This is a genomic window from Myxococcus sp. AM010 (assembly GCF_013372585.1).
GTDB classification, from domain to species: domain Bacteria; phylum Myxococcota; class Myxococcia; order Myxococcales; family Myxococcaceae; genus Myxococcus; species Myxococcus vastator.
This window is the reverse complement of sequence record NZ_JABXEO010000020.1, coordinates 44,041-69,358: the sequence shown is the minus strand read 5'-3', so window position 1 is coordinate 69,358 and position 25,318 is coordinate 44,041. Positions and strand designations below refer to the sequence as shown.

Annotated in this window: 20 protein-coding genes; 6 read left to right on the top strand and 14 right to left on the bottom strand. The window is 70.7% G+C overall.

Going from position 1 to position 25,318, the window contains the following annotated elements:
• Position 1 precedes the first annotated feature (1 nt).
• The 4 genes from HV826_RS12865 to HV826_RS12850 all read right to left on the bottom strand — a co-directional run bounded on the left by HV826_RS12865 (position 2) and on the right by HV826_RS12850 (position 5,123).
• The gene (locus HV826_RS12865) at positions 2-1,882 is read right to left on the bottom strand and encodes a 2Fe-2S iron-sulfur cluster-binding protein (protein WP_176417307.1); all 1,881 of its coding nucleotides are present in this window, start codon (positions 1,880-1,882) and stop codon (positions 2-4) included.
• Complete coding sequence (gene nuoD, locus HV826_RS12860; RefSeq protein WP_176417306.1) at positions 1,879-3,126, bottom strand: NADH dehydrogenase (quinone) subunit D; 1,248 nt, start codon at positions 3,124-3,126, stop codon at positions 1,879-1,881. Before nuoD ends, HV826_RS12865 begins: the two co-directional genes overlap by 4 nt.
• Before the next feature lie 12 nt (positions 3,127-3,138).
• Positions 3,139-3,657, bottom strand: coding sequence for an NADH-quinone oxidoreductase subunit C (locus HV826_RS12855; RefSeq protein WP_020478794.1), 519 nt, complete (start codon positions 3,655-3,657; stop codon positions 3,139-3,141).
• Positions 3,658-3,836: 179 nt separating this feature from the next.
• Positions 3,837-5,123, bottom strand: a complete 1,287-nt coding sequence (locus HV826_RS12850) for an adenylate/guanylate cyclase domain-containing protein (protein WP_176417305.1) — start codon at positions 5,121-5,123, stop codon at positions 3,837-3,839.
• Between the two features lie 116 nt (positions 5,124-5,239).
• Between HV826_RS12850 and HV826_RS12845 the strand changes: the two genes are divergently transcribed.
• A complete protein-coding gene (locus tag HV826_RS12845; RefSeq protein ID WP_176417304.1) occupies positions 5,240-7,297 on the top strand; it encodes a sulfatase-like hydrolase/transferase in 2,058 nt (685 codons plus the stop codon).
• A gap of 88 nt (positions 7,298-7,385) precedes the next feature.
• On the opposite strand, the gene HV826_RS12840 is transcribed toward HV826_RS12845, so the two are convergent.
• Together HV826_RS12840 and HV826_RS12835 are read right to left on the bottom strand one after the other, a co-directional pair.
• A complete protein-coding gene (locus HV826_RS12840) occupies positions 7,386-7,949 on the bottom strand; it encodes an NADH-quinone oxidoreductase subunit B (RefSeq protein WP_140790248.1) in 564 nt (187 codons plus the stop codon).
• Between the two features lie 6 nt (positions 7,950-7,955).
• Positions 7,956-8,327, bottom strand: coding sequence for an NADH-quinone oxidoreductase subunit A (locus HV826_RS12835; protein WP_176417303.1), 372 nt, complete (start codon positions 8,325-8,327; stop codon positions 7,956-7,958).
• Positions 8,328-8,567: 240 nt separating this feature from the next.
• Here HV826_RS12835 and HV826_RS12830 point away from each other — a divergent pair, with 240 nt between their 5' ends.
• On the top strand, positions 8,568-10,139 hold the full coding sequence (locus HV826_RS12830) for a methyl-accepting chemotaxis protein (protein WP_407938397.1): 1,572 nt from the start codon (positions 8,568-8,570) through the stop codon (positions 10,137-10,139).
• Positions 10,140-10,142: 3 nt separating this feature from the next.
• Here HV826_RS12830 and HV826_RS12825 read toward each other — a convergent pair whose 3' ends face one another.
• The 4 genes from HV826_RS12825 to HV826_RS12810 all read right to left on the bottom strand — a co-directional run bounded on the left by HV826_RS12825 (position 10,143) and on the right by HV826_RS12810 (position 15,355).
• A complete protein-coding gene (locus HV826_RS12825; protein WP_176417301.1) occupies positions 10,143-10,385 on the bottom strand; it encodes an amphi-Trp domain-containing protein in 243 nt (80 codons plus the stop codon).
• 93 nt (positions 10,386-10,478) lie between these two features.
• Positions 10,479-11,369 carry a sigma-70 family RNA polymerase sigma factor gene (locus HV826_RS12820; RefSeq protein WP_176417300.1) on the bottom strand — a complete coding sequence of 297 codons (891 nt, stop codon included), beginning with the start codon at positions 11,367-11,369 and terminating at the stop codon, positions 10,479-10,481.
• The gene (locus HV826_RS12815; protein ID WP_176417299.1) at positions 11,366-14,479 is read right to left on the bottom strand and encodes a tetratricopeptide repeat protein; all 3,114 of its coding nucleotides are present in this window, start codon (positions 14,477-14,479) and stop codon (positions 11,366-11,368) included. The genes HV826_RS12820 and HV826_RS12815 overlap by 4 nt, the downstream gene beginning before the upstream one ends.
• A 57-nt stretch (positions 14,480-14,536) precedes the next feature.
• A complete protein-coding gene (locus tag HV826_RS12810; RefSeq protein ID WP_176417298.1) occupies positions 14,537-15,355 on the bottom strand; it encodes a PHP domain-containing protein in 819 nt (272 codons plus the stop codon).
• Between the two features lie 118 nt (positions 15,356-15,473).
• Here HV826_RS12810 and HV826_RS12805 point away from each other — a divergent pair, with 118 nt between their 5' ends.
• From HV826_RS12805 to HV826_RS12795, 3 genes are all read left to right on the top strand, one after another.
• A complete protein-coding gene (locus HV826_RS12805; RefSeq protein WP_020478791.1) occupies positions 15,474-15,761 on the top strand; it encodes a hypothetical protein in 288 nt (95 codons plus the stop codon).
• Positions 15,762-15,823: 62 nt separating this feature from the next.
• Complete coding sequence (locus tag HV826_RS12800; protein ID WP_176417297.1) at positions 15,824-16,258, top strand: OsmC family protein; 435 nt, start codon at positions 15,824-15,826, stop codon at positions 16,256-16,258.
• Between the two features lie 106 nt (positions 16,259-16,364).
• The gene (locus HV826_RS12795; protein ID WP_217917877.1) at positions 16,365-16,892 is read left to right on the top strand and encodes a hypothetical protein; all 528 of its coding nucleotides are present in this window, start codon (positions 16,365-16,367) and stop codon (positions 16,890-16,892) included.
• A 74-nt stretch (positions 16,893-16,966) separates the two neighbouring features.
• Here HV826_RS12795 and speA read toward each other — a convergent pair whose 3' ends face one another.
• The gene (gene speA, locus HV826_RS12790) at positions 16,967-18,997 is read right to left on the bottom strand and encodes a biosynthetic arginine decarboxylase (RefSeq protein ID WP_176417295.1); all 2,031 of its coding nucleotides are present in this window, start codon (positions 18,995-18,997) and stop codon (positions 16,967-16,969) included.
• A gap of 239 nt (positions 18,998-19,236) precedes the next feature.
• Here speA and clpX point away from each other — a divergent pair, with 239 nt between their 5' ends.
• Positions 19,237-20,307 (top strand): ATP-dependent Clp protease ATP-binding subunit ClpX, encoded by a 1,071-nt coding sequence (gene clpX / locus HV826_RS12785; protein WP_176417294.1) that lies wholly within the window; start codon positions 19,237-19,239, stop codon positions 20,305-20,307.
• Between the two features lies 1 nt (position 20,308).
• Here clpX and HV826_RS12780 read toward each other — a convergent pair whose 3' ends face one another.
• The 3 genes from HV826_RS12780 to dnaK form a co-directional block, all read right to left on the bottom strand.
• Positions 20,309-21,064 (bottom strand): CvpA family protein, encoded by a 756-nt coding sequence (locus tag HV826_RS12780; RefSeq protein ID WP_176417293.1) that lies wholly within the window; start codon positions 21,062-21,064, stop codon positions 20,309-20,311.
• Between the two features lie 14 nt (positions 21,065-21,078).
• The gene (locus HV826_RS12775; RefSeq protein ID WP_368670906.1) at positions 21,079-21,729 is read right to left on the bottom strand and encodes a J domain-containing protein; all 651 of its coding nucleotides are present in this window, start codon (positions 21,727-21,729) and stop codon (positions 21,079-21,081) included.
• A gap of 1,776 nt (positions 21,730-23,505) precedes the next feature.
• The gene (dnaK, locus tag HV826_RS12770; RefSeq protein WP_163785134.1) at positions 23,506-25,113 is read right to left on the bottom strand and encodes a molecular chaperone DnaK; all 1,608 of its coding nucleotides are present in this window, start codon (positions 25,111-25,113) and stop codon (positions 23,506-23,508) included.
• Between the last annotated feature and the right edge of the window lie 205 nt (positions 25,114-25,318).

The following is a 25,318-nucleotide window of genomic DNA, read 5'->3' as shown; positions in this document are numbered from 1 at the left end:
ACTAGATACCCCTCACCCGAGGCGTGCCGAACTCACGGTACCCCGCGGGGCGACCGTCGGCACCTGCCGGCAGCGGATTGATGCCCGGCTTCTCCCGGTCCACCGGAGACGCCTTCTCCCAGTTGAACTCCGCGAACTCGGCCACCTTGCCAGCCAGCTCGCGCCACACGTCGACGGCGCGCTTCCAGGTGGACTCGCCACCCAGCTCACGCGTCAGCTCCCGGACCCACTCCCAGCCCGGGACGACGTCGCCCTTGGGCGGGTACGCCTTGCGGAAGCGCTGGATGATGCCGTCCTGCTGGACGAACGAGCCCTCGTCCTCCACGGGGACGGAGGCCGGCAGCAGCACCGTGGCCTGCGCGGTGATGGCGGACTCGGTGAAGGCCTGCGCCACGAACACGTCCAGCTGGCCGGCGGCCTCCGCGAAGGCGTCCACGTCGCCCGGCACCTCGGTGCCGATGGCGTAGAGCGCCTTCACCGTGCCCGCCTTCAGCGCGGTGGTGAGCGCGTCGAAGGTCTCCAGCTTGAGGCCCAGCCCCTTCGCGATGAGCTCCAGGCCCTTGCGGTTGGGGTTCTTGTCCGCCGTCATCAGGAAGTGGTCGGCGGGGCCCGAAGCACGGCCGCCCACGTACACGGTGGACACGCCCAGCGTGCCCTTGGCGAAGCTCAGCCCGGCCAGCAGGTCCTCGTTGGAGGCCAGGGGCGAGGCCAGCACCGCCAGCTGCTTGCCGCCCTGCACCGAGCGCAGCGCCTTGGCCGCGGCCTGGACCGCTTCCTTGCGCGTGGTGACGGGCACCGCCTCACCGGCGCGGCCGGCGCGGCGGCCCACCTGCGCCTGCAGCACGCGGCCCAGGTTCAGGTACTTGTAGGTGAGCCGGCCCTCGTCGCACATCCAGCTCTTGTTGATGGCCTCGTTCTCCCGCGGGCGGTAGCGGTACGAGTCCTGCGACATCCAGTCCACGTAGGTGGTGCAGCCGCGCGAGCAGCCGGTGCACACCGACGGGGTGGCGGACAGGAACCACGCGCGCGCCTTGAAGCGGAAATCACGGCTGAGCAGCGCGCCCACCGGGCACACGTCCACGGTGTTGAGCGAGTAGTTGCTGTCCAGCTCGCTGCCCGGGAACACGTCGATGCGCTCGTGGCTGCCGCGGCCGAACACGCCCAGCTGCGGCTCCTTGGCCACTTCATTCATCACGCGCACGCAGCGGGTGCACATGATGCAGCGCTCCTGGTCCAGCACGACGCGGGGCCCCAGCACCTTGCGCTTGTTCTTGAGGGCCTTGGTGCCCTCCAGGCGCGAGGGCCGGTAGTCGTACTTCATGTAGTAGTCCTGCAGCTTGCACTCACCGGCCTGGTCGCAGATGGAACAGTCGACCGGGTGGTTGAGCAGCAGGAACTCCATCACCGCGCGCTGCTGCTCCTTCACCTTCGGCGTGGTCGTCTTGACGGCCTGGCCTTCGGCCATGGGCGTCTGGCACGCGGGCACCAGCTTGGGCGCGTTGGACGCTTCAATGAGGCAGATGCGGCAGTTGGCCGCGATGGAGAGGCGCGGGTGGTAGCAGTAGTAGGGGATGTCCGAACCGACCGCCTTGGCCGCCTCGATCATGTTCGTCCCCGGCTTCACCACGACTTCCTTGCCGTCGATGGTGGCGGTGATGAACCCCGGGTTCTTCGGCGCCGGCTTGGGCGGCGGGCCGGAGGGCGGCTTGGGCGGAGGCGTCCCCGTGGGGCCGCTGGCGGCGGCGGGCGGGGTGTCCAGCTTCGCGCCGGCGGGCGGGTTGGACGGCTCCGGGCCAATCTTGGCCGCGGGCGTGTCCGTGGGCGCCCCCTTCGGAGGCGGCTGCGCATCACCGGTGGGCTTCTTCGTGTCGTTGTCGCTCACTGCTCGACCTCGCCGCCGATCATGTTGATGGTGTCAAACGTGGGGATGAGGTCCGCCAGCATCTTGCCTTCGATGATGTGGGGGACGGCCGCGAGCACGGGGAAGCCCGGCGCGCGCACGTGGACCTTGTACGGACGGCCGCGGCCGTCGCTCACCAGGTACCAGCCCAGCTCGCCGTTGGAGGCCTCGGTGGCGTCGTAGACTTCACCGGGGGGCACCTGGATGCCCTCCATCACCAGCTTGAAGTGCGACATCACGCCTTCGATGGTGCCGTAGACCTCGGGCTTGGGCGGCAGCGCGATGCGCCAGTCATCTACGATGATGGGGCCCGCGGGGATGGTGTCCATTGCTTGGCGTAGGATGCGGATGGACTGGCGCATCTCCTCGAGCCGGACGAGGTAGCGGTCGTAGTTGTCGCCGTGCTCGCCCAGCGGGATGTCGAAGTCGAGCCGGTCGTAGACCCAGTACGGCTTCGTCTTGCGGATGTCGTAGTCCACGCCGCACGCGCGCAGGGCGGGGCCGGTGTAGCCGTACTCGATGGCGTCCTCGGCGCTGATGACCCCCGTGCCCTTCGTGCGGTCCACGAAGATGCGGTTGTTCGTCAGCAGGCCTTCCATCTCGTCGAGCAGCGCCTGGCCCTGGTCCAGCGTCTTGTGGACGCGGGCAATCCAGCCCTCGGGGAGGTCGCGGTTGCTGCCGCCCACGCGGCCGAAGCTGGTGGTGAGGCGCGCGCCCGTCAGCTCGGCGGTGCGGTCATGGAGCAGCTCGCGGAACTCCATGGCGAGGAGGAACGGCGCGAAGCCGCCCATCTCCAGGCCGGTGGCGCCCACGCACGTCAGGTGGTCCGTCAGCCGGTGCAGCTCGGAGCCGATGACGCGGATGTACTGGGCGCGCTCGGGAATCTCCAGGCCGATGAGCTTCTCCACGGCGTTGAGGAACCCGAAGTTGTTCATCATCGCGGACAGGTAGTTGAGCCGGTCCGTGTAGGGCAGGCACTGCGTCCACGTGACGTTCTCGCAGCTCTTCTGGAAGCCGCGGTGCAGGAAGCCGATCTCAGGGTCGATCTTGACGATCGTCTCACCCTCGAGCTCCACCTTCAGCCGCACGGTGCCGTGCGTGGCCGGGTGGGAGGGGCCCATGTTGATGACCATCCGCTTGGTCTGCAGATGGGCTTCCAGCTCCGACTCGTGGGCGTACGCGTCGGTGTCGGGGTTCGGCGCTTCGGGCTTGAGGGTGTCAGCCATGGATGTCCTCGCTCAGGAGAGCCCGCTGGTGCCGGGGCCGCGGAAGATGTCCTTGATGGGGCGCTCGGGGATGAGCGGCTGCCGGTCGCGCAGCGCGTAGTCCTTGCGCAGGGGGTGCCCCTCGAACTCGTCGTAGAGGAGGATGCGGCGCAGGTCCGGATGCCCGTCGAAGCGGATGCCGTAGAAGTCGAAGGTCAGCCGCTCCCACCAGTTGGCGCCGCGGAAGAGCGGTACCAGGGTGGGGACCACCGGGTTGGCTTCGCTCACCCGCACCTTGAGCCGCACGTGCTCGTGCCGCTTGAGGGAGTAGAGGAAGTAGACGACCTCGAAGCGAGGGTCGTTCTCCGCCAGGTGCAGCCGATCCACGGCGTCGATGGAGCCGAACAGCTTGAACTCCAGCTCCGGGTCGTTCTTCAGGAACGCGGCGACCTTCGGGAGCGAGTCTGCATGGATGACGGCCCAGGCGCCTCCGGTCCGGTCCACGTAGCGATCCGCCACCGCCTCTGGGAGCTGGGCGGAGACCCTGTCCAACGCGAAAGTGCTCAAGGGGGCCCCAATGACTAAGGGAGAAGAATCCGCGGCTTTATAAGGAGCCCTCGGCGGGTGCGTCAACGTAAACCCTCAACCATGTAGCCCACTTAGGAGGCCCAGAAGCGGGCGTTGCGCGAAACCGGGGGGGTGCGTGGGCATGGGCCCGGACAGGGGGTGGATCAGCCGGCCGCGAGCCCGGCCCTGGGTTGTCCTACACTCGGTGCGAAGGTGGCCACGGGCAGTCGCTTGCCGGGCACCAGGGTGGGGCTCACCGGCGCCCAGGCGAAGGCCTCCGCGCAGCGCTCCCGGGTGGCCTGGGAGGCGAGGACGGTGACGCCGGCCACCTTGGTGAGCTGCTCGATGCGGGACGCCACGTTCACCGTGTCCCCGATGGCGGTGTACTCCAGGCGGCGGGTGGTGGAGCCGATGTTCCCCAGAATGACGGGGCCGGTGTGGACGCCCACCCCCATGCGCAGCACGGGGGCGCCCCGGGCGGCCCGGGCGGCGTTGACGCCTTCCAGCTCCACCACCATGTCCAGCGCGCAGCGCACCGCGTGGAGGGGGTGCTCCGCGTCGTCCAGCGGCGCGCCGAAGTACACCATGAGCGCGTCCCCGATGAACTTGTCGAGCGTCCCCCCGTGGCGGAACACCACCTCCACCATGCGGCCGTAGTACTCGTTGAGGAGCTCCACCACCTGGCCCGGTGGCATGCGCTCGCTCAGCGCGGTGAAGTCCCGGAGGTCGGCGAACAGCACCGTGACTTCCCGGAGCTCCGGGGCCAGCGAGGTTTGTCGTTGCAGTCGCTCTGCTACTGAGGGCGAGAAGTACCGGCCCAGGCGGGCGCGCTTCAGCGCCTCCTGGGAGACGGCGGCGGTGAGGGAGCGGATGCGGCCCAGCAGGTGGTGGGCGCCGGCCGCCATGATGCCCAGGAGGACGACCGCGGCCACCTGGGCGCCCACGCCGATGTCCGCCTCGGCCTGCAGCCGGACCACGCCGACGCTGGCGACGGCCATGACCACCGCGGTGACGGAGCGGCGCAGCGACAGGGCCGCCAGCAGCACCAGCACGGTGTAGATGCCCAGCGTGAAGCCGGCCACGCCGCCTGGGGAGGGGGACACGGGAATGGCCAGGTGCTGCATCCAGTAGATGGCGGGCGCGTCCACGAAGGCCAGCGTCAGTCCGGCCCACGAGGCGCTTCGCGGCCAGCGTGACACCGCCACCCGTCCAGCCACGGTGCACAGCCAGTAGATGCCCAGGGGGACGAGGTAGACCTCCCAGTCCGCCATGCCCCGTGCGACGCCTTGATACAGCGCGACGCCCAGCAGCAGGGTGACGGCCAGCAGTCGCAGCCGCGCCATCTGCCGTGCGTTGTGATGACGTTCGGCATCCAGCGCCCGGCTCACCAGGTCCTGGCCCTCATCGGGATGGGCGCCGTGCGGTGACGCAGGGCCCTCGCTGGCTGCCATTCGAGGCGGAGTCAAGGCCCGCCATTCTGCAATGGCCTCGCGCGGAGCGCACCTTGGCGGGGGGCGGTCGTCCGGTCGGCACACGCCTGTTTCAATCGGGTATAGAAGAGGAGGTCATGCCCGAATCCCCCCCTTCCGGCATTCTCCAGTCCTGGTGGCCGCGCCTTCTGGTGGGGGCCGTGCTGGGCGTGTTGCTGTTCGCCGCCGAGTCGTGGCTGCTGCTGCGCTCGGGTGTCGTGGGCATGGACATCCCGGTGGAGGGCCCCTACGCCGCGTTGATGGCGGCCGTGCGGCCCGTCATCCCAGGCCTGCTGTTGCGAGTGGCGGCCGTCTACGCCGTGGCCGGCATGGTGCTGACCGGCGCGGGGGCGCTGCTGGCGCGTGCCTGGGGCCGAGGCGGGGCGTGGGCGACGCTGGGGCAGGGGCTGCTGCTGTTCGTGCTGCTGGCATGGGACCGGGCCATCGCGCGTCCGGCCCTCTTCGATGACCTGCCCGCGTTCCGGCCGCTGCTGGCCTGGCTGGTGGAACACGGCGAGCCCTGGCATCCGCGCGCGGTGCTGGCCGCCTGGCTGGTGGCGCACGCCGCGGTGTGGGTGGGGCGCGCTGGGCAATGGCGGCGCGCGCTGTGGGGCGGCGCGGCGCTGGCGGGCGTGGCGGGGCTGCTGGTGGTGGGGAAGGGGATGGCTGGACGCGGCGCGCCCGGGCATCCGCTGGTGGTCGTCATCGGCATCGACGCGTTCCGGCCGGACCGATTGAAGTCTCAGGGCGGCTCGGGCGAGGTGGCGCCCCACGTGGAGCGCCTGCTGGAGGACGGCACGCTCTTCACCCGCGCGTACACGCCCATTGCCCAGACGGAGCCCGCGTGGCGTTCGCTGCTCACCGCGCGGTGGCCGCACGAGACGGGCGTGCGCTACTCGCTGACGTCCGACTCGCGGATGCAGCTCCAGCGCACCTTCGCGGAGTCCTTCGCCCAGGCGGGGTGGCGCACGGTGTTCGCCACCGACTGCTCGCGCTTCCACGCGGAGGGGCCCGCGTCCGGCTTCGAGACGCGCCTGCAGCCGCCGCGCGGGGCGGTGAACTTCCTCCTGGAGAAGCTGCGCTACCGCGCGCTGGGCATGTTCGCGGACCACGCGCCAGGCGCCGCCTGGCTGCCCGAGTTCATCGACAACCGCGCGCTGGCCGGCATCCATGACCCCATGGGCTACGCGGAGCGGCTGGCCGCGCGGCTGGTGGACGAGGCGAGCCAGGGCCCCACGCTGTTCGCCTTCCACGCGACGGCGGCGCACTTCCCGGGCGACCCGGTGCATCCCTTCTACCGCCGCTTCGTGCCGGCCTCGGAGCCGCTGGAGCGCCGGCTGCGCATGCACTTCGCGCCGGTATCCCCGGGCGCGAAGGGCGGCTGGAACCGCGCGGGCGCGGAGGCGCTCTATGACGAGCTGATTGCCCAGGCGGACGCGCAGGTGGGGACGCTGCTGGACGCGCTGCGCCGCTCGGGGCGCTACGACGACGCGCTCATCCTCCTGATGTCGGACCATGGCGAGAGCTTCCACGCGGACCGCGACGACCTCGCGGGCGCCACGCCGGTGCATGGCGCGCGGCTGTCGGAGGAGGAGAACCGCATCCTCCTGGCGGTGAAGCCGCCCAAGGGACGAGGCGCGGCGCCGGCCCTGGTGGACTCGCTGGTGCGGCTGGTGGACGTGGGGCCCACCCTGCTGGAGCTGTCCGGGCTGCCGCGCCTTTCGGACGTGGACGGCGTGTCGCTGGCGCCGCTGCTGCGCGGTGAGGACCTGGCGCCGCTGGCGCTGTACGCGGAGACGGGCTTCACCCACGTGCTGCCGGAGGTGTTCGACCCGGGGCACTGGCCGGGGGCGCCGCGCTCCTTCGACGCGTACCGCATCCGTCCGGATGGCGTGGTGGAGATGGGGCCCGCGGCCCACGCCCGCATCCTCCAGGAGAAGGACGTGGGCGCCTTCGACGGCCAGCGCTGGTGGGTGGACCGGCCCCAGGCCAACGGCACGGTGCTGCGCGCCTGCCAGGGCGACTGTGAAGGGCCGGACGCCCACGCGCTGGAGGCTTGGTTCGACAGCGTCCAGGGCCGCACGGCGGCGGGCGGCTGGCGAAAGGTGGCCGGCCAACGCCCTGGGGCCGCGCATCCACAACCGCGTGGCGGGTGAGGCCGGCCAGAAATACCAGGGCCCCGGCGCTTCCACCAACTGAGGCGGGAAGCGGGCGGGGCCCTGGCGGTACCGCGCGTGGGGCGCGTTACTTGTTCATGGACAGCAGCAGGTTGTGCCGCGCGGCCGTGGGGTTGGCCTCCTCGCGGTCCGCGATGCGGTGGACCTGGTTGCCAATCTTGTCCTGCAGCAGCATCAGGCCGTCGAGCACCTGCTCCGGGCGCGGCGGGCAGCCAGGGATGTACACGTCCACCGGGATGATGCGGTCGATGCCCTGCAGCACCGCGTAGTTGTCGTAGAAGCCGCCCGAGGACGCGCACACGCCGAAGGCCACGACCCACTTGGGCTCGGCCATCTGCTCGTAGACGCGCTTGAGGATGGGGGCCTGCTTCAGGTTGATGGTGCCCACCACCATCAGCAGGTCCGCCTGGCGCGGCGAGAAGCGAGGGAACTCCGCGCCAAAGCGGGAGATGTCGTGCCGGCTGGCGGCCACGGACATGTACTCCATGCCGCAGCAGGCCGTGGCGTACGGATAGGTGAAGAGCGAGTACTTGCGCGCCCAACCCAGGCCCTTGGAGACGATGGACTGGAGCCAGCCCATGGAGTCGTCACGGCGCGTGGTAACGATGTTTGCGAGGTCTGCGTCAGCCATGATGTCTCAGCTCTCCCAGTCCAGGGCGCCCTTCTTCCAGATGTAGATAAGGCCGACCACCAGCGTCGCCGCGAAAACCAGCATCTCCACGTACCCGAACCACGCGAGCGCCTGGAAGTTCACCGCCCAGGGGTACAGGAACACCGCCTCCACGTCGAACACGATGAAGAGCAGGGCCACGACGTAGAACTTCACCGCGAAGCGCTGCCGCGCCGGGCCGCTCGACTCGGAGCCGGCCTCGAAGCTGGTCGCCTTGATGGCGCTTGGGCGGCGAGGACCCAGCCGCGTGGTGATCTGGGGAATGAGCATCGCCATGCCACCCGCCAGCAGCAGGACGACGGCCAGCGGCAGGTATGGCGTGAGGGGAGTCGGAGTCATCGCGCGCGGAACCTAATGACACCGCGCTCGCCATGTCAAAGGGAAAGTCCAGGGAGCGGCGCGCCAACCCCTTGAGATGACGGCGAAAAGCGGCGTTCATGATGCCCCAGGGCGCGCCCGGCGTGGATCAGCGGCCCGCCAGGTCTCCGCCCCATCGGCCGGTTTGACGCTCCGCGAAGGGACGCCTACCGTCCGAGAACCGCCGGCATCCATCCGGCGTGGAACTTTCTCACCGGGGAGATGGCAAGCATGTGGGGCCGGCTCGGCTTGCGGACGCAGGTGGCCATCGCGGTGCTCGTGCCCTGCCTGGCGGTGGTGAGCTTCTGCGTCGTGTACTTCCCCATGCACCAGCGGGAAGTCACCCTGGAGTTGCTCCAGAAGCGGGTGCGGGTGGTGGCGCGGCTGATGTCGCAGCACCCCGCGCTGCTGGCCGCGGACGGCACGCCGGAGTCCATGGCCCGGGTGCGGGACGTGTTGTCGATGCTGGAGGCCCCGGAGGCGCTGAACGAGCGCAGCGGCTTCACGTTGCGCTACCAGGGGCTGGTGTCGGCGGACGGCGCCGTGCTCCATGCGCGCGGCCCCATTCCCGCGGCCATCCGCTCGCTCGGCGTGGAGGGGCTGGAGGGCTGCACCACGTCCACCCACCGCGACGAGGTGTCGGTCCGCTGCGCCAGTGGTGAGCGCCTCTACGTGGCGAGCTTCGGCGTCCAGGAGGCGCTCAGCTCGGTGGATGACCTGCGGGGCGCGGTGCTCGCCGGACTGGCGGGCGCGCTGGTGCTGGGGCTGGCCCTGTCGCTATTCATCAGCCGCGCCATCGCCGAACCGGTGGCGCGGGTGACGGAGGTGGTGCGGGACGTGGCCCGGGGCGACATGTCCCGCGGGGAGCTGGACGTGCCGGCCACGGGCGAGGTGCGCCTCATGGCGCAGTCCTTCAACAAGATGCTGGGCACGCTGCGCAGCTCGGTGATGGAGATGGTGTCGCGCACGGAGCAGCTCTCCGGCGCGTCGCGCGGCCTGCTGGGGGCGTCCGCGGACCAGGAGCACGTCATCAGCCAGCAGGCGGCCTACGCGCAGCAGATCGCCGCCACGTTCGAGGAGCTGAGCCGCACGGCCGAGCAGATCTCCAGCTCCACGGAGGTGGTGGAGTCGAGCGCGCGGCGCACCCACGAGGCCGTGGCGGAGGCCATGGCGGTGGTGGCGCAGGTGGTGGCGGGCATCAACGACATCCGCACCGAGTCCAAGGGCGTGGCGGACGCGATTGTCGGCCTCAACCAGGACCTGCAGCAGGTGTCGAAGATCGCGCAGGTCATCAACCAGGTGGCGGAGCGCTCTGACTTGCTGGCGCTGAACGCGGCGCTGGAGGGCACCAAGGCGGGCGAGGTGGGGCGGGGCTTCTCGCTGGTGGCCGCGGAGATGCGCAAGCTGGCGGAGAACGTGTCCGCCTCCGCGCGTGACATCGCCCGCATCGTGGAGAAGGTGCAGGACTCCGGCGAGGAGGCGGCGGCCAAGGCCCGCGTGGGCATGGCCACCAGCGACCGGGGCGTGGAGGTGGCCGAGCAGGCCTCCTCCGTGTTCCAGCGCATCGTCGAGCTGGCGCGCGGCACCAGCGAGGCGGCGCGGCAGATCACCATCGCCACCCGGCAGCAGCGCCAGTCCAGCGAGCAGGCCGTGCAGGGCGCCCGCAACGTCGCGGAGCTGGTGAAGCAGGGCGTGGACGCGACGGGCCGCACCACGCGCATCGCCCAGGACCTGCAGGCGGTGGCCGAGGGGCTCACCGCCGTCACCAGCCGCTTCAAGACGACGCGGAGCTGAGGCTCACTCCCGCTGCCAGCGCAGCTGGAACTCCACCTCGTCCACGTTGTCCTCGCGCTCGTGCTCGATGTTGAAGAGCGCGTCGGCGGGGATGCGCAGGCGCTCGCCGGCGACCTGGATGCTGAAGGCCTTGCCCGCCTCGATGGCGTCCGCCAGCCGCCGCAGCTTCGCGACGAAGTCCTTGCGCGGGTACGTCTTCTCCAAATCTCGGTCCGCTCGCTTCGCCTTCGCCTTCTTCTGCGCCATCGTTGAGGGCTCTTTCGTCCAGGGTTTGCCCGGATGATGGCATCGCCCGTGTTGAGCGCGCAGCCCGAATCGGCGCCGCGTTCGAGACGCGCGTCAGCCCATCAGCCGGTGGAGGCTGAGGTCCAGGCGGCTCTGGACCAGCCCCAGGAGGCTCTCCACCTCGCGCCCGTCCAGCTTCAGCCGGGTGGCCAGCTCGCGGTGAGTCCCTTTCAGGAGCCGCTCACGGGCCTGTGCCACGTGACGCGCCACACTGGAGCGGGGCTCCGCGTACAGCGTGGCGATGCGGTCCATGGTGAGGCCGTGGAGATGGTGCAGGCGCAAGAGCGCGCGCTCCCGTTCGGACAGCGTCGCCAGCGCGGCCTGGAGGGATTCGGACAGGGCCCGCCGGGAGTGGGCCCGGAGCACGTCGCGCTCGGGGTCGTCCCGGGACAACAACTGCTCCAGGGCCTCCGGGGACGTGGAGGTCTGCTCGTGGCGGCCGGCCTGCTCCAGCAGCTCTCCGCCGACGCGCGAGGCGACGATTCGCACCCAGCCGCCCAGCGAGCCACGTCCCGAGTACTCCGCGATTTTCGGCGCGCCGCCGTGGACGCCCAGCAGGAGCCGCTGGCGCGTCACCTGGAGCACCTCGTCCACCATCGCAGTGAGGTGCCGTGACAGCCGGGCGGCGACCTTCTGGAGGACGTGTTTCTCGAAGAGCTGCAACGCCTGGGGCTCTCCCTGGGCGCAGGCACACGCCAGGTAGACGTCCGCGGCGTGGAGCTGCTCCAGCGCGTCCAGGGGCGTGCCTTCCGCGCGCAGGTGCCGGCCCACGTGGCGCAACAGGGCCGCGGGCGCCAGCGTCACGGTGGGCCACGCCGCACGGCCTGTATCGAGCAGCTCCGTGAGCAGGGCCTCCAGCGCGGGCGCGGAGCGCAGCGTGTCGTGCAGTGACTCGGGAGCCCCCGCGAGCAGCAGCGGCGTCAGCGTCTCCGGAGCCTGGCTCATCGGGTGACCTTGCTCACGCGGGGTAAATGACGCGCCTGCCAGGCCACGAGCTCATCGTGCTCACGCCGCGCGCGCAGCCCCTGGGCTTCCAGCCACGTCTTCGCCTCGTGAATGAGGGCCGTGGCCTGCTCGCGCCCATCCGGGGCGGGCCGCTCCCACAGGGCTCGCGCGAGGAGGAAGGACACCCGCGCGGCTTCCTTCCGGTCCAGCCACGCGCGCGCGTGGATGCGCCGTGCGCGCTCGAGCAGCGGGACGGCCCGCTCCGGCGCGCGCAGGCCCAGGTGCGCCTCGCCGAGGCAGGCGAGGTCCAGCGCGGCGTCCGGGCTGTCGTCCCCCTGCGCGGCTTCGTCCAGGGCCAGGGCGCGCTGGCAGCGGGTGAGTGCCGCTCGGAACGCGCCCGTCTCCAGGTCCACCCGGGCCAGGTCCCGCTCCACGCCGCACGCCACCACGCTGTCGGTGCCGTTCTCCTTTTGGAGGAGGCTCAACGCCTGCGTCAGGTTGCGCCGCGCCACCGCCGGCCGGCCCGCGCGCAGGTGGATGAGGCCCAGGTTGCGCAGCGACATCTCCAGGCGCGGCGAGTCCTGTCCCACGCTGCGTTGGATGCGCTCCAGCGCCTGCTGGTTGTGGGTGAGCGCCTCGTCGAGCCGGTCGGAGTCATAGGCCACCATGCCGAGTCCGCCGAGCGCGGTGACGGTGCTGGGATGGTCCGGCCCCTTGCTGCGCTCGAAGATGGCCAGGGCCCGCGCGTAGTGGCTCCGGGCTTCCTCCAGGCGTCCCTCGCGGCGCAGCAGGCCCGCCAGGTTGTTGAGTGGCGCGGCCAGGCTCGCGTGCTCCTTGGAGCGCGCGGCCTCCAGCAGCGTCAGCGAGCGTTGGAACGTCTCGAGCGCTTCCTGCGTGCGGCCCAGGGAGAGCAGCTCGGTGGCGATGTTGTTGAGGTTGAGCGCGAGCACCGGGTGCTCGGGGCTCCACTGGCGCTCCTGGAACGCGTAGGCCTGGGCCTCCCGGTAGAGCGCCAGGGCCTCCTCCGCGCGGAGCTGCCGGGAGCGGACGCGCCCCAGGCCGGTGAGGAAGTACGTCACGCGAGGCCGCGAGGGGCCCGCGGTCCGCCGCGCCAGCTCCAGCCCCTGAGTGAACTCCGCGTCCGCTTCGTCCAGCTTGCCCTGCACCAGGAACAGGCCGCCCATGCGCAGGTGCAGGTCGGTGGCGATGTGCGGGAAGCGCTCACGGCCCAGGCGCTCCACCGCGGCGCGGGCGTGGTGTACCAGCCGGTTCGCCTCGTCCATGCGCGCCATCTGGTCGCCCACCACCCACAGGAGGAGGTTCCAGACGCGGGCCACTGTCTCATCGTCGCGGCCCGCCTCGGCGGCCCAGAGCGCCTTGTAGAGGTGCTCCTCGGCCTCCTTGGGCTTGCCCGCGAGCCCATGGGCATAGCCATGCAGCGTCAGGACCTCTGCCTCCAGCGGGCGGTACTCCAGCCCCTGGATGGCCTGGAGCAAGGCCGTCGTCTCCTTCAACGCGCCAGGGTGGTTGCCCGCGTCCATGTGGGCCCGCGCCTCGGCCAGCTTGCGTCGCGCCGCGTCCACGCGAGGCCGCAGGGCATCCGGAGGCTGAGGCCGGTTCACCAGCTCCGGAGCGTCCCGGCAGCCGGAGACACCCTCCAGTGACGCCACCAGCTGCGGCGCGTTCTGCACCGTTCGCGCGTCCGCCTTCTCCAGCACGTCGACGACGGCGGCCAGATGCCACAGCCGCGTGTCCAGGCACGCGGCCGTCTGCCATGAGGCGTTGGCGTCATCGCGCGAGGCCGTGCACGCGTCGGTGCGCAGCGCGCGCCACGTGTCCGCGTGTCCGTCCAGCGTGCGGGCGACGGCTTCCCACGCGGCGGCGGCGAAGGGCTTTCCCGTGGCCAGGAAGGCCGCGTGGATTCGCTCGCGGCGCTCCGGCCCCCAGATGGTGGTGAGGCGCTCCGCCTCCCGCTCGCAGCCGGCCTGCCTCCGGTGCGCCGCCACGTAGCCCACGGTGAGTCCCAGCGCGCAGGCCACGGCGGCGGCGCCGACCCAGGCCAAGCGCCTCCCGGTGCGGGGGGCCAGCTCGGCCAGCAGCGCCTCCATCGTCGGGAAGCGTTCCTCCGGTCGGGCTCGCAGGCCCCGCAGCACCGCGCGCCGCACGCGGGCCGGGATTTTCGATTCGCGCTCCGGCGCGCGGATGCGTCCTTCCCGCGCGGCCTGACCCAGTGCTTCCAGCGTCCGGCCCTCGAAGGGGCGCACGCCGTGGAGCGCTTCGTACAGCGCCACGCAGAAGCTGAACTGGTCCGAGCGCGCGTCCACGCCGTGGCCCTGAAGCTGCTCGGGCGCCATGTACGCGGGTGTGCCCAGCAGCGCGCCCGAATGGGTCAGCGGCGAGTCCACCCACGAGGTCGGCGCCCTCGCCGCGTCCAGGCTCGCGGGCGCGGCGTGGCCGAGGACTCGCCGGTGGGACGGGCGGGCCAGGCCGAAGTCCGTCACCCGCACGCGACCCTCCTTTCCAACGAGCACGTTGCCCGGCTTGAAGTCGCGGTGGACCAGCCCGGCGGCGTGGGCGGCCGCAAGTCCCCGGCCCGCGTCCACGAACACGCGCACCACGTCCTGCCAGGGACGCGGCGACTCCAGCCACTCCGCCAGCGACGCGCCCTCCACCAGCTCCAGCGCCAGGAAGACGCAGTCGTCGCAGACGCCCACGTCATGGACGGTGACGACGTGCGGATGGGCCAGCCGGGCCAGGGCCTGGGCCTCGCGCAGCAGCCGCAGCCGCAGCTCCTCCAGGTGCCGGCCCTCGGGGCGCAGCAGCTTCAGCGCGAGCCTTCGGTCCAGCTCCGGGTCATGGGCCGCGTACACCTCGCCCATGGCGCCCCGGCCAATGCGCTCCTGCACCACGTAGCGTGAGAGCTGGGTGCCCGGAATCACCAGGGGCCCATCGACGGGCGGGGGCACGGCCTCCGAAGCACTCGCGCCCAGGGCCAGGTGCTCCTGGCAGCGCTCACAGCCTTCCACGTGGGCCAGGACGCGCGTGCGGTGCGCGTCCGGGAGCGCCCCTTCGAGGAAGTCGCTCAGTGTCGTCTCGCTCGGGCACCCCATGGAGGCCAGGAGACTATCAAATTCCGGGAATTTTCACTTTTACCCGCCTGTGACGGCTCAGGCCTGGGCGCGTGATTTGAGCCGGGCGAAGAGCTCGGGAGGCATGGAGGCGGTGCCCAGCCGGTGGTCGGCGGAGATGGCCTCGCCGTGGAAGTCGCTGCCCGCGGTGGGGACCAGGTCCAGCTCCCGGGCCAGGCCGAGGTACTTCTGGCGCACGCTGGGGTTGTGGTCCTCGTGGAGCACCTCGAGGCCGGCCAGGCCCACCTGGGCGAGCGCGCGGATTTCGAGCCGCTCCATTCGCGACGAACCTGGGTGGGCGAGGGTGGCCGTGCCGCCCGCGTTGCGGATGAGGCGGATGGCGTCCTCGCCGGCCAGCTTGAAGCGCTCCACCCAGGCGGCGCCGCGCGTTCCCAGGAAGCGGTCGAAGGCCTCCTTCACGTCCACCACCCAGCCTCGGTCCACCAGCACGCGGGCCAGGTGGGGGCGGCCCAGCTGCGCGTCGCCGGCCACCGCCCGGACGTGCTCCATGCGCACCGGGTAGCCCAATTGCCGCATGCGCTCCAGCAGGGCTTCCATGCGCTGCTCGCGCTCCAGGCGGAGCCGGTCGGCGAAGCGGGCGATGTCCTCGTCGTCCGGCCTCAGGAAGTGCCCCAGGATGTGGCACTCGCGTCCATGGATGAACGCGGAGATTTCGATGCCCGGCACCAGCTCCACGCCGTGGGCGCGCGCCGCCACCGCGGCCTCGGCCAGGCCCGCGACGGTGTCGTGGTCCGTAATCGCCAGCACCGTCACCCCAGCGGCGGCCGCCCGCGCCAGCAGCTCCGTGGGCGCGTATTGACCGTCGCTGGCGGTGGTGTGCGAGTGCAGGTCAATCACGGCGGGCTCCGGGGTGTGGGGCGAATGTTTCCCATACGCGACCTCTGCCGGGTTTCACACCAACTTGCGGCATGGGGGGTGCCGCCGCCACCGGGGGTGTGGCTACTGTCCGAGCCCTATGGGCAAGAAGTCCGATACGACCATCGAGAACCGGGTCTACCTCTTCGAGTCACTGGCGAGCAGCTACGTGGCGTCCGCCACCGAGGTCTTGTCCTCGGAGGACCCCGCGGTGCGGCAGCGCGCGCGCCGGGCCCTGGCGGAGCTGGCCTTCGTGTCCTGTGTGATGGCGGACACTGCGCATCTGCCGGCCGAGCAGGTGCGAGCCCAGGTGCTCGGCGCGCCCGAGCGCGTCCCGGAGGCGCCTTCAAAGGTGTCCGGCGGCGCGGCCCGGAAGCGCAACAAGTAGCGGCTACTGGTGCTGTTCGGGTGGTATGCCAGCCGCGCCCTTTTGCTTCGAGGAGCGCCGACATGAGCCTGCCGCAGACGCCCGCCACGGGTGTGGTGATGACGCTGGTCAGCCAGCCCCAGTTCAAGACGCAGCTCACCCATGGCCCGTCGGGCATGGTGAACCAGACGGAGGCGCCGCGCGACAACGGGGGCACCGGGGGCAGCTTCTCTCCCACGGACCTGGTGGGCGCGGCGCTGATGTCATGCGCGGTGACGACGATGCACCTGTTCGCCTCGCGTGAGGGCATTGCCCTGGGGGAGGTGAGCGCCCGCGTGGAGAAGCGGATGACGCCGCCGCCGCGCCGCATCGCCGAGCTGGTGCTGGACATCCAGATGCCGGCCGGCCTGTCCGCCGAGCACCGCGCCACGCTGGAGAAGGTGGGCCGCGAGTGCCCGGTGGCCCGCAGCCTCCACCCGGACGTGAAGCTGCCGCTGACGTTCAGCTACCCGGACTGAGGACGCCAGGCCGCTTGCCCTCCAGGGGGCCTGCTCGCGCGTGCTGCGGGTGGGCGCCTTCGTGTTCATCCTCCCCGGCTGCGGGGCTCGTCCTGGAGGACACGGCATGCATGCGAAGCGGCTGGGCATCTACCTCAATGACCACCTGGCGGGCTCGGTGGGCGGGCTGGAGCTGGCGATCCGCACGGAGGCGGAGAACCACGGCAACCTGCTGGGCCGCTACCTGGCGGCGTTCATCCCCGAGCTGAAGGAAGACCAGTCCACGCTGCTGTCGGTGATGGACGTCCTGGAGCTGAAGCGGGACGGGCTGAAGACGCGCGCCGCGTGGGCGGTGGAGAAGGTGGGCCGGCTGAAGCGGAACGGCACGCTGGTGCGCTACTCGCCCCTGAGCCGGCTGCTGGAGCTGGAAGGGCTGTGCGCGGCCACGGAGGGCCGCTTGTCCCTCTGGCGCACGCTGGCGCGCGTGTCGGTGAAGGACGCGCGGCTCGCGGTGTTCCCCTTCGAGTCGCTCGTGCAGCGCGGCGAGGCGCAGCGCTCCGTGCTCCAGCGCCTGCGGGCCCAGGCAGCTGACGTGGCCTTCGCGGAGGAGCCGCAGCCCTTCGGCTCCGGAGAGCCGCTCGTCGCGGGCCTCTGACGGACGCCCAGGAATGAAGAAGCCCCCTGCCGCGGCGCGCGACAGGGGGCGGGGACTTCATCCGGGCGCGGGGCTCAGGTGCCCGACGTCTCCGACGCACCGGGGGGCGGCGTCGTGGGCCGGGCGCCCGAGGTGTCCGGCGTGGGCACCAGGCGCAGCTGGCTGGCGCTGCCGCCGAAGCTCGCGTCCACCTCGCGCTCCAGGTACGTGTAGCCGGACAGGCCGTCCTCGTACATGCGCAGCAGGTTGCGCGACTCGTCCAGGGTGATGCGGCCCTGGCGCAGCGCGGCCTCGGTGAACTTGCGCAGCCGCGCCACCAGGTCGTCCTTGGTGTAGCTGACGTAGTTGAGCACCTCCGTCACCGTGTCGCCGGCCACCACGTTGTCGATGAGGTAGCCCCCGTTGGGCCCCAGCGACACCTGCACGGCGTGGGTGTCGCCGAACAGGTTGTGGAGGTCGCCCAGAATCTCCTGGTAGGCGCCCACCATGAAGATGCCCAGGTAGTAGTCGTCATCGTTGAGCGCGTGCAGCTCGAGGGCGTCCTTCACCTCGCGCTTGTCGATGAAGTGCTCAATCTTCCCGTCCGAGTCGCAGGTGATGTCCGCCAGCGTCGCGCGGCGCGTCGGCTTCTCCGCCAGACGGTGGATGGGCATCATCGGGAAGAGCTGGTCGATGGCCCACGAGTCCGGCAGCGACTGGAACACGGAGAAGTTGCAGAAGTACGTGTCGTTGAGCGCCTTCTCCAGGGAGTCCAGCTCCTCGGGAATCTCTCCCTGCTCCCGCGCGATGCGCATGATTTTGTGGCAGGTGGCCCAGTAGATGTTCTCCGCCGCCACGCGCTGCTCCAGCGACAGGTGGCCCAGCGAGAAGAGGGTGAGGCTCTCCTCCTTGGCGTCCTGCGCGTCGTGCCACGCCTCCAGCAGGTTCTTGTTGGTGACCTCGCGGTAGGTGGACCAGAGGTTGCGCACCACGGAGGGCGCCTTCTCGTCCACCTTCTCCGGGACTGGCGCCGGGTTGAACTCGCTGGTGCCCAGCACGTCCACCACCAGCACCGCGTGGTGCGCCACCACGGCGCGGCCGGACTCCGACACCAGCGTGGGGTGCGGCACGCCGGCCCTGTCACAGGCCTCCATGACGCCGAACACCACGTCGTTGGCGTACTCCTCCGTGGTGTAGTTCATGGAGGACGCGAAGTTCGTCTGGGAGCCGTCGTAGTCCACGCCCAGGCCGCCGCCCACGTCCAGGTACTTCAGCGGCGCGCCCTGACGGGCCACCTCCACGTAGAAGCAGCCCACCTCGCGCAGCGCGTTCTTCACGTTGCGGATGTTGGAGATCTGGCTGCCCAGGTGGAAGTGCAGCAGCTCGAAGGAGCTGAGCAGCCCGGCGTCCTTCATGAAGCTGATGCAGTTCATCAGCTCGGAGGAGGTCAGCCCGAACTTGGAGCGGTCACCGCCGCTGGCCTCCCACTTGCCGGCGCCGCGCGTGGACAGCTTCACGCGGATGCCCAGCCGAGGCGCGATGCCCGTGCGCCGGGCGACCTCCGCGATGAGGGGCAGCTCGCTGGGCTTCTCCACCACCAGGATGACGTTGCGGCCCAGGCGCGAGTAGAAGAGCGCAGTCTCGATGTACTCCTCGTCCTTGTAGCCGTTGCAGATGACGAGCGCGTTCTCGTTCTCCAAGAGCGCCATCACCGCGAGCAGCTCCGGCTTGCTGCCGGCCTCCAGGCCGTAGTTGTAGCCCTTGCCCGCCTCGATGAGGGTCTCCACCACGTAGCGGTGCTGGTTCACCTTGATGGGGTACACGCCGCGGTAGCCGCCCTTGAACCCGTGCTCGGTCATGGCCTTGCGGAAGGCCTCGTTCAGGTGGACCACGCGGTGGCGCAGCACGTCCGTGAAGCGGATGAGCAGCGGCAGGCCAATGCCCCGGCGGCGCACTTCGTCGACCAGCTCCTTCAGGTCCATGTTCGGGGCCTGGGGACCGTCCGGGTGGACGATGACATGGCCCTTCTCGTTGATGCCGAAGTAGGGGTTGCCCCAGTTCCGGATTCCGTACAGCTCGTGCGCGTCGGCGAGGGTCCAGCGGTGGGGAGGGGCGTTTGCGGGCATCGGCGTCTCGAGGCTCCCTGGGTAGAGGGGGTGGACTCCCATGAACAACGGAAACGCTCACGGGAATCGCGCGGGAAGTATCGGAAAGCCCCTCGGTATTCAACAGCCGCCTGTGCGGAGGGCAGGCAGGCTGGCGGGACGACCGCCCGGTGCGCCTCCTCCCGCGGGCCGACCCTCCATTCAATTCCTACCCTTTCCGGGTGAGTCCTGAGGGACGCGTGGAAACAAGGGGAGGGTACATGGAGTCGTCCGCACGCAGGGAAGAAGCGGTGCTGACCCCGCGGGAAATCTACGAGCGGCTGGATCGCTTCGTCATCGGCCAGGCCGGCGCCAAGCGCGCCGTGGCCATCGCCGCCCACAATCACCTCAAGCGTCTCCTGGCGCGAAGGCTGCGCCGGACGTCGCTCATCAAGAAATCCAACATCTTGCTGATTGGGCCCACCGGGAGCGGCAAGACGCACATCGCCCGCAACCTGGCGGACATCCTCCACGTGCCGTTCACCACCGTGGACGCCACCGAGTACACGGAGGCTGGCTACTACGGGAAGGACGTGGAGGTGATGATCTCCGACCTCCTCTTCAAGGCGAATCACTCCGTGGAGGACACCCAGCGGGGCATCATCTTCATCGACGAGGTGGACAAGATTGCCCGCCGCTCCCAGGGTGCCCGCAACGGTGCGGGCAGCCGCGACATCGGCGGCGAGGGTGTCCAGCAGTCACTGCTGAAGCTGCTGGAGGGGCGCGAGGTGTACGTGCCCCTCAACGTCACCCAGGCCTGGAACAAGAGCGACTTCGTGCAGGTGGACACGCGCGACATCCTCTTCATCTGCGCGGGGACGTTCAGCGACTTGCACGATGATGGGGATGAAGGGAGCCGCGCCATGGGCTTCGGCGCGGAGGACGCGGCGAAGCGCGGCCAGAAGCGCATCAGCACCCGTCAGTTGACGGACTTCGGCATGCTGGCGGAGTTCCTCGGACGCCTGCCGGTGGTGGTGCAGTTGGAGCGGCTGGGTGAGGAGGACCTGATTCGCGTGCTCACCGAGCCGCCGGACTCCATCGTGCGCGAGTTCCGCGAGCTGCTCTCCATGGATGACCTGGAGGTGGACTTCGCCGGCCCGGGCCTGCGCGAGGTGGTGCGCTATTCCGTGGAGCGTGGGCTGGGCGCTCGAGGATTGCGGTCCATCCTGGAGCACGTCATGGCGGACGTCATGTTCGAGGCGCCCGAGCGGCGGCGGCGCCAGGTGACGGTGGACGCGGGCTTCGTACGGGAGCGGCTGCGCGGGCTGGATTCGACGCAGCTGAACGTGTGAGTCAGGGCTCGCGCTCGGAGGCGCGGGCCGCGGCGCCCAGCCGGGCCGCCACGTCCGGGTCCTGGATGAGCTGGAGCACACCGTCGTGGCGCAGCAGCGCGGCGGTGTCTCCGCGCGCCAGGGCCTGCTTCAGCTTCGGATCTTTCAGCAGGCGCTGGAAGCGGGCGTCCTTGCGCAGGGCCTTGTAGGCCGGGTCGTCCTGGAGCTGTCCCGCGCGCTTCGGGTCGCTGGCGGCCTTGGCGACCTCCACCAGGTTCTTCACCGGGGCGAACTGCGTCATCTCGAAGAGGTTGTAGCGGCGGGCGACCTCGATGGAGAGCGACTCCTTCGGGGACAGGCCCACGCGGCGGCCCGCGATGACGACGTGCTGTTCGAAGAAGGCGATGGCGCTGAGCACCACCCAGGCGATGATGCCCATCTTCGCGCCGCCCAGCGCGAAGCCGAGGAAGCGGTCCAGGCCCCGATTCTCATTGTGCTGGCCGGTGGAGAGGATGCGCAGCAGCAGCGCGCCCAGGGCGTAGCGCACCGCGAGCCACGTGCAGATGAACACGAGCACCGTGCCCACGATGGCGCCCAGGAAGAGCGGGCTGCCCAGGGCCTCCGCCAGGTGTGGGGCCGTCACGGGGCCCAGGCGGCGCGAGGCGAAGTAGCCCACCGCCAGCCCCACCACGTTGGCGACCTGGCGCGACGCCCCGGTGATGGCGCCAATCATGGCGAAGAACAGCACCAGCCCGAGGATGATGAGGTCGATGACCATGGGCGCCGCCGCCGTCAGCGAATCTTGAACGAGCCGCCCTTGTCGCGGGACTCGTCCTGGGCCTGCTTCTGGACCTCCGCCAGCCGCTCCTTGTAGCGGGCGTTGGCGGGCTCATAGGTGAGCGCCATCTTCAAGTTCCGCTCGGCGGCGGACCAGTTGCCCGCGTCCGCGTCCTTCTGCGCCTGCTGGAAGAACTGGCGTCCCTTGGGGTGGGTGCCGATCTGCGCTTCCTGCTCCTTCTTGGCGGCGGCCTTGGTCTCCGCTTCGGAGGCCTCGGTGAAGCGCAGCTTCTGGGCGCGCTCGGGGCCCGCCACGTCGACGACGTACTTCTTGCGCTTCGTGTCGTCGCGCAGGACGTAGTAGGCCTCGGTGACGCGCTTGTAGAGCTCGTTGATACGGTCCTTCAGCTCCCTGGAGTCGACCTGGAAGAAGCGGTCCGGGTGGTAGGTGCGGCTCTCCCGGTAGAAGGCGCGCTTGATGTCCGCGGGCGTGGCGGTCCGCTCCAGCATGAGCACTTCGAAGTAGTCGAGCTGGTCCAGCTTCGCGCAGCGCGATTCCAGGTCCGCGAGTTGCTGGATGTCCAGGCCCGGGCCCGTTGACGCAGCAGGCGCCGGCGGTGGCGTGACCGCCGTGGCAGGGGTAACGGGCGGGACAATGGGGGCCACGGACGGAATCGAGGGCACCGCGCCGGGCGGAGCGCGTGGGGCCGGCGTCAGCGGTGCGATGCCTGGGACGGCGGGCGCCACGGATGGGACGGAGGGCGCGACGGACGGGGGAGGGCGCGGCGGTGTGGTGCCGGCGGGCACCAGCGCTGGCAGGGACATGGTGGGCCGGGCCCCGGGCCGCTGCTGTGGAACCGTGGAGGGCGCCACGGGAGGGACGACCTGGCCTAGCGCGAGTACGGGAGGCGGCCTTGGCGCCGGTGCTGGTCCTTGGGGGCGCGCCGGTGCGGAAGGTACGGCGCCTGCCTGGGGCGCGGCAGCGGGGATTGTCGGGGCGACTGTCGGGACCGTCCTCGTCTGTGCCGGAGCGCGGGGCGCTACCGGGGCAACGGAGGGGAGGACACCTGGCGAAGCGGGCAAAGCTGGAGCGCCCACCGGTGCGATGGAGGGCACGGCGCCCGTGACTGGGGACGCGGCGGCACCCACGGGAGCGACGGAGGGAACGGCTCCGGTCGAGGACGGCGACGCTGGTGTTCCCATGGGCGCGATGGCGGGGGGCACGGCGGGAATTGCGCCCAGGGTGGGACGCCGCGCCGGAGGAACCGCACCCGCCGGACGCGGAGCCGGCGTGTTTCCGCCAACTGCCGGGCGAGGCCCGGGCGTCGGTGCTCCCGCGGCACTGGGGTTCAAGCCCTGGCGCGGGGCGGGCGTGTTGGCTCCAGTGGGCGCGGCGCCAGCGGGCGCGACGCGTGGCACGGGCGTCGTCGCGCCAGCGGTGGCGGAGGCCGGTGCCGGTCTCGAAGCGGGCGCTGTGGTGCCTGCAGGGGCCACGCGGGGGACAGGTGTGTTCGCACCAGCGCCCGTCACCTGTCGCGGCACGGGCGTGGCGGCCCCCGCTGCACCGGTGGCCGGACGCGGCACGGGCGTGGTGGCCCCCGCTGCACCGGTGGCCGGACGCGGCACGGGTGTCCGAGCGTCCGCACCCGCTGTACGCGGCGCAAGGGCCGCCGCCGTGCCTGGCGAGGACGCCGAGGTTCCTGTGCCAGTTCCTGCCGGGCGCGGCACCGGTGTCGTGGCGACCGGCGTCCCTTCCGCAGTCGCGCGTTGCCCAGGCACAGCTCCTGCCGACGACGGCCTCGCCGCGGCACCCACCGCAGGAATCGCGGGCAATGTCGTGGGCGTGCCTCGCGGCGCGGGCCCCGAGCCCGGCGCCGTGGGCGCTGCCCCAGCCGGAGATGGACGCGCGGCAGGGCTCGTCACGGCACCCACCGCCGGAATCGCGGGCAATGTCGTGGGCGTGCCTCGCGGCGCGGGCCCCGAGCCCGGCGCCGTGGGCGCTGCCCCAGCCGGGGATGGACGCGCGGCAGGGCTCGTCACGGCACCCACCGCCGGAATCGCGGGCAGCGTCGTGGGCGTACCCCGCGGCGCCGGCCCCGAACCCGGCGCCGGTCGTGTCGGCGCCGTCGCTCGTCCAGGCGCGCCCTCTCCAGCGCCCGTCCGCACCGTGGGAATCCCCGTCATCGTGGCTCGGGGCGGCACCGCGGGCGTCACGCCCGAGGGACGCGCGACAGGCGTTCCCTGAGGCCGAGGCGGCGGAGTCGGCGCGCTGGCGGCGGGCGACGACGGAATCGTCCCGGGCGTGACGGGACCGGGCACGGCGGCCGTCACGCGTGGGACGGCGGGCCGGGCGGGCGTGGCCGGTGTCCCGGGCGTGGCTCCCGGCGGTTTGCCGGCGCTGGGGTCTGAAGGCTCGGACATCGGCGTGGTCGGGTCGCGGCCTTACTGCGCCGCGGCGGGCAGGTCGTCGCTGTTGTGGCCAGCAAGCCGGGTGTTCCGGTTGGCCTGGATGGACTGCTGGATATCGGCCTCGCTCATGCCGGAGGACAGGGTGATGGAGGTCGACGTCTTCTGCCCCGTCTCCGTGTCGCACGCGGACACGTGCACCAGTCCATCCGTGTTGATTTCGAAGGTGACCTCAATCTTCACTTCGCCGCGGTAGCCGATGCGGAAGCCCGCGAACTCGAACTCGCCGAGCATCTCGCACTCGTCGGCGCGGTTGGACTCGCCCTGGTACACGCGAATCTTCACCTTCTCCTGGCCGTCGCGGCTGGTGGTGAACGTCTTCGAGCGGTCGATGGGAACCGGCGTGTTCTTGTCGATGATCTTCTCGGTGTACCCACCCACCGTCCCGATGCGCAGCGACAGCGGCGTGACGTCCACCAGGAACGTCTGCGTCTTGCTGTCCAGCAGCGCGTGCGACTGGAGCGCCGCGCCCATGGCCACGACCTGGTCCGGGTTGATGCCCTCCAGCGGGTCCTTCTGGAAGTAGTGCTTCACCGAGTTGCGGATGATGGGCAGCCGCGTCGGCCCGCCCACGAGGATGACCGCGTCGATGTCGGCGGCCGTCAGGCGCGCGCTCTGCAGCGCCTCGTCGCACACCTTGAACGTGCGCTGCACCAGGTCCATCACCATGCGGTTGAACTGGTCCTGGTTGAGCTGCCCACGCAGGTCCATCACGTTGCCGTCGGCGTCCTGGCAGATGCCCTGGCAGAGAATCTCCGCGGAGCCCGTCTGGCCCACGTCGATCTTCGCCTTCTCCGCGGCCTCCTTGAGCATCTGCAGGCAGTACTTGTTCTGCCGCACGTCCAGGCGCGTACGGGCCAGGAAGTCATCCGCCAGCCACGTCATGATGCGGTCGTCGAAGTCGTCGCCGCCCAGGTACGTGTCGCCCGCGGTGGCCAGCACCTCGAAGACGTCCTTGCCAATCTCCAGGATGGAGACGTCGAAGGTGCCGCCGCCCAGGTCGTAGACCACCACGCGCTGGTTGACGTCGCGCCCGAAGCCGTACGCGAGCGCCGCGGCGGTGGGCTCGTTGAGGATGCGCAGCACCTCCATGCCTGCGATGCGGCCCGCGTCCTTGGTGGCCTGGCGCTGGTTGTCGTTGAAGTACGCGGGCACGGTGACCACGGCCTTCGTCACCTCCTGGCCCAGGTACGTCTCCGCCACCGCCTTCATCTCCTTGAGCACCAGCGCGCTGATCTCCGGGAGCGAATACGAGTGCTCGTTCACCGCGATGCGCACCGAGTTGTTGTCGCCCTCGACGATGCGGTACGGCATCACCGCCTGCGCCTTCTTCACCTCGTCGGAGAAGTAGTAGCGGCCGATGAGGCGCTTGGCGGAATAGACGGTCTGCTCCGGGTTGGTGATGATGTTCTTCTTGGCCGCGTTACCGACCAGGACCGAGCCATCCTCGAGGAACGAGACGCAGGAGGCGTGAGTCGTCTCTCCCCACTCGTTGGGGATGACGATGGGCTGGCCGTCCTGGACCACCGCCACGCACGAGTACGACGTGCCTAGGTCGATGCCGATTGCGATGTCGTCCGCCATTCCGTCTCCGGTGAAGACCTTCAGCAGAGGTCCGTCGGTGAAGCGCACGGAGGTTAGGCACCCCCAGAAGCGGGTGTCAACGTTCCCGTGTCAATAAAGCCCAGCCATTTCAAGGGCTTAGCGAGGGTGCAAGGGAGCATGCCCGCTGGCTTGAGGGGGCGCTCCGAGGCCATTATCTCTCATGGCGAAGGGGGTTTGCTCATCC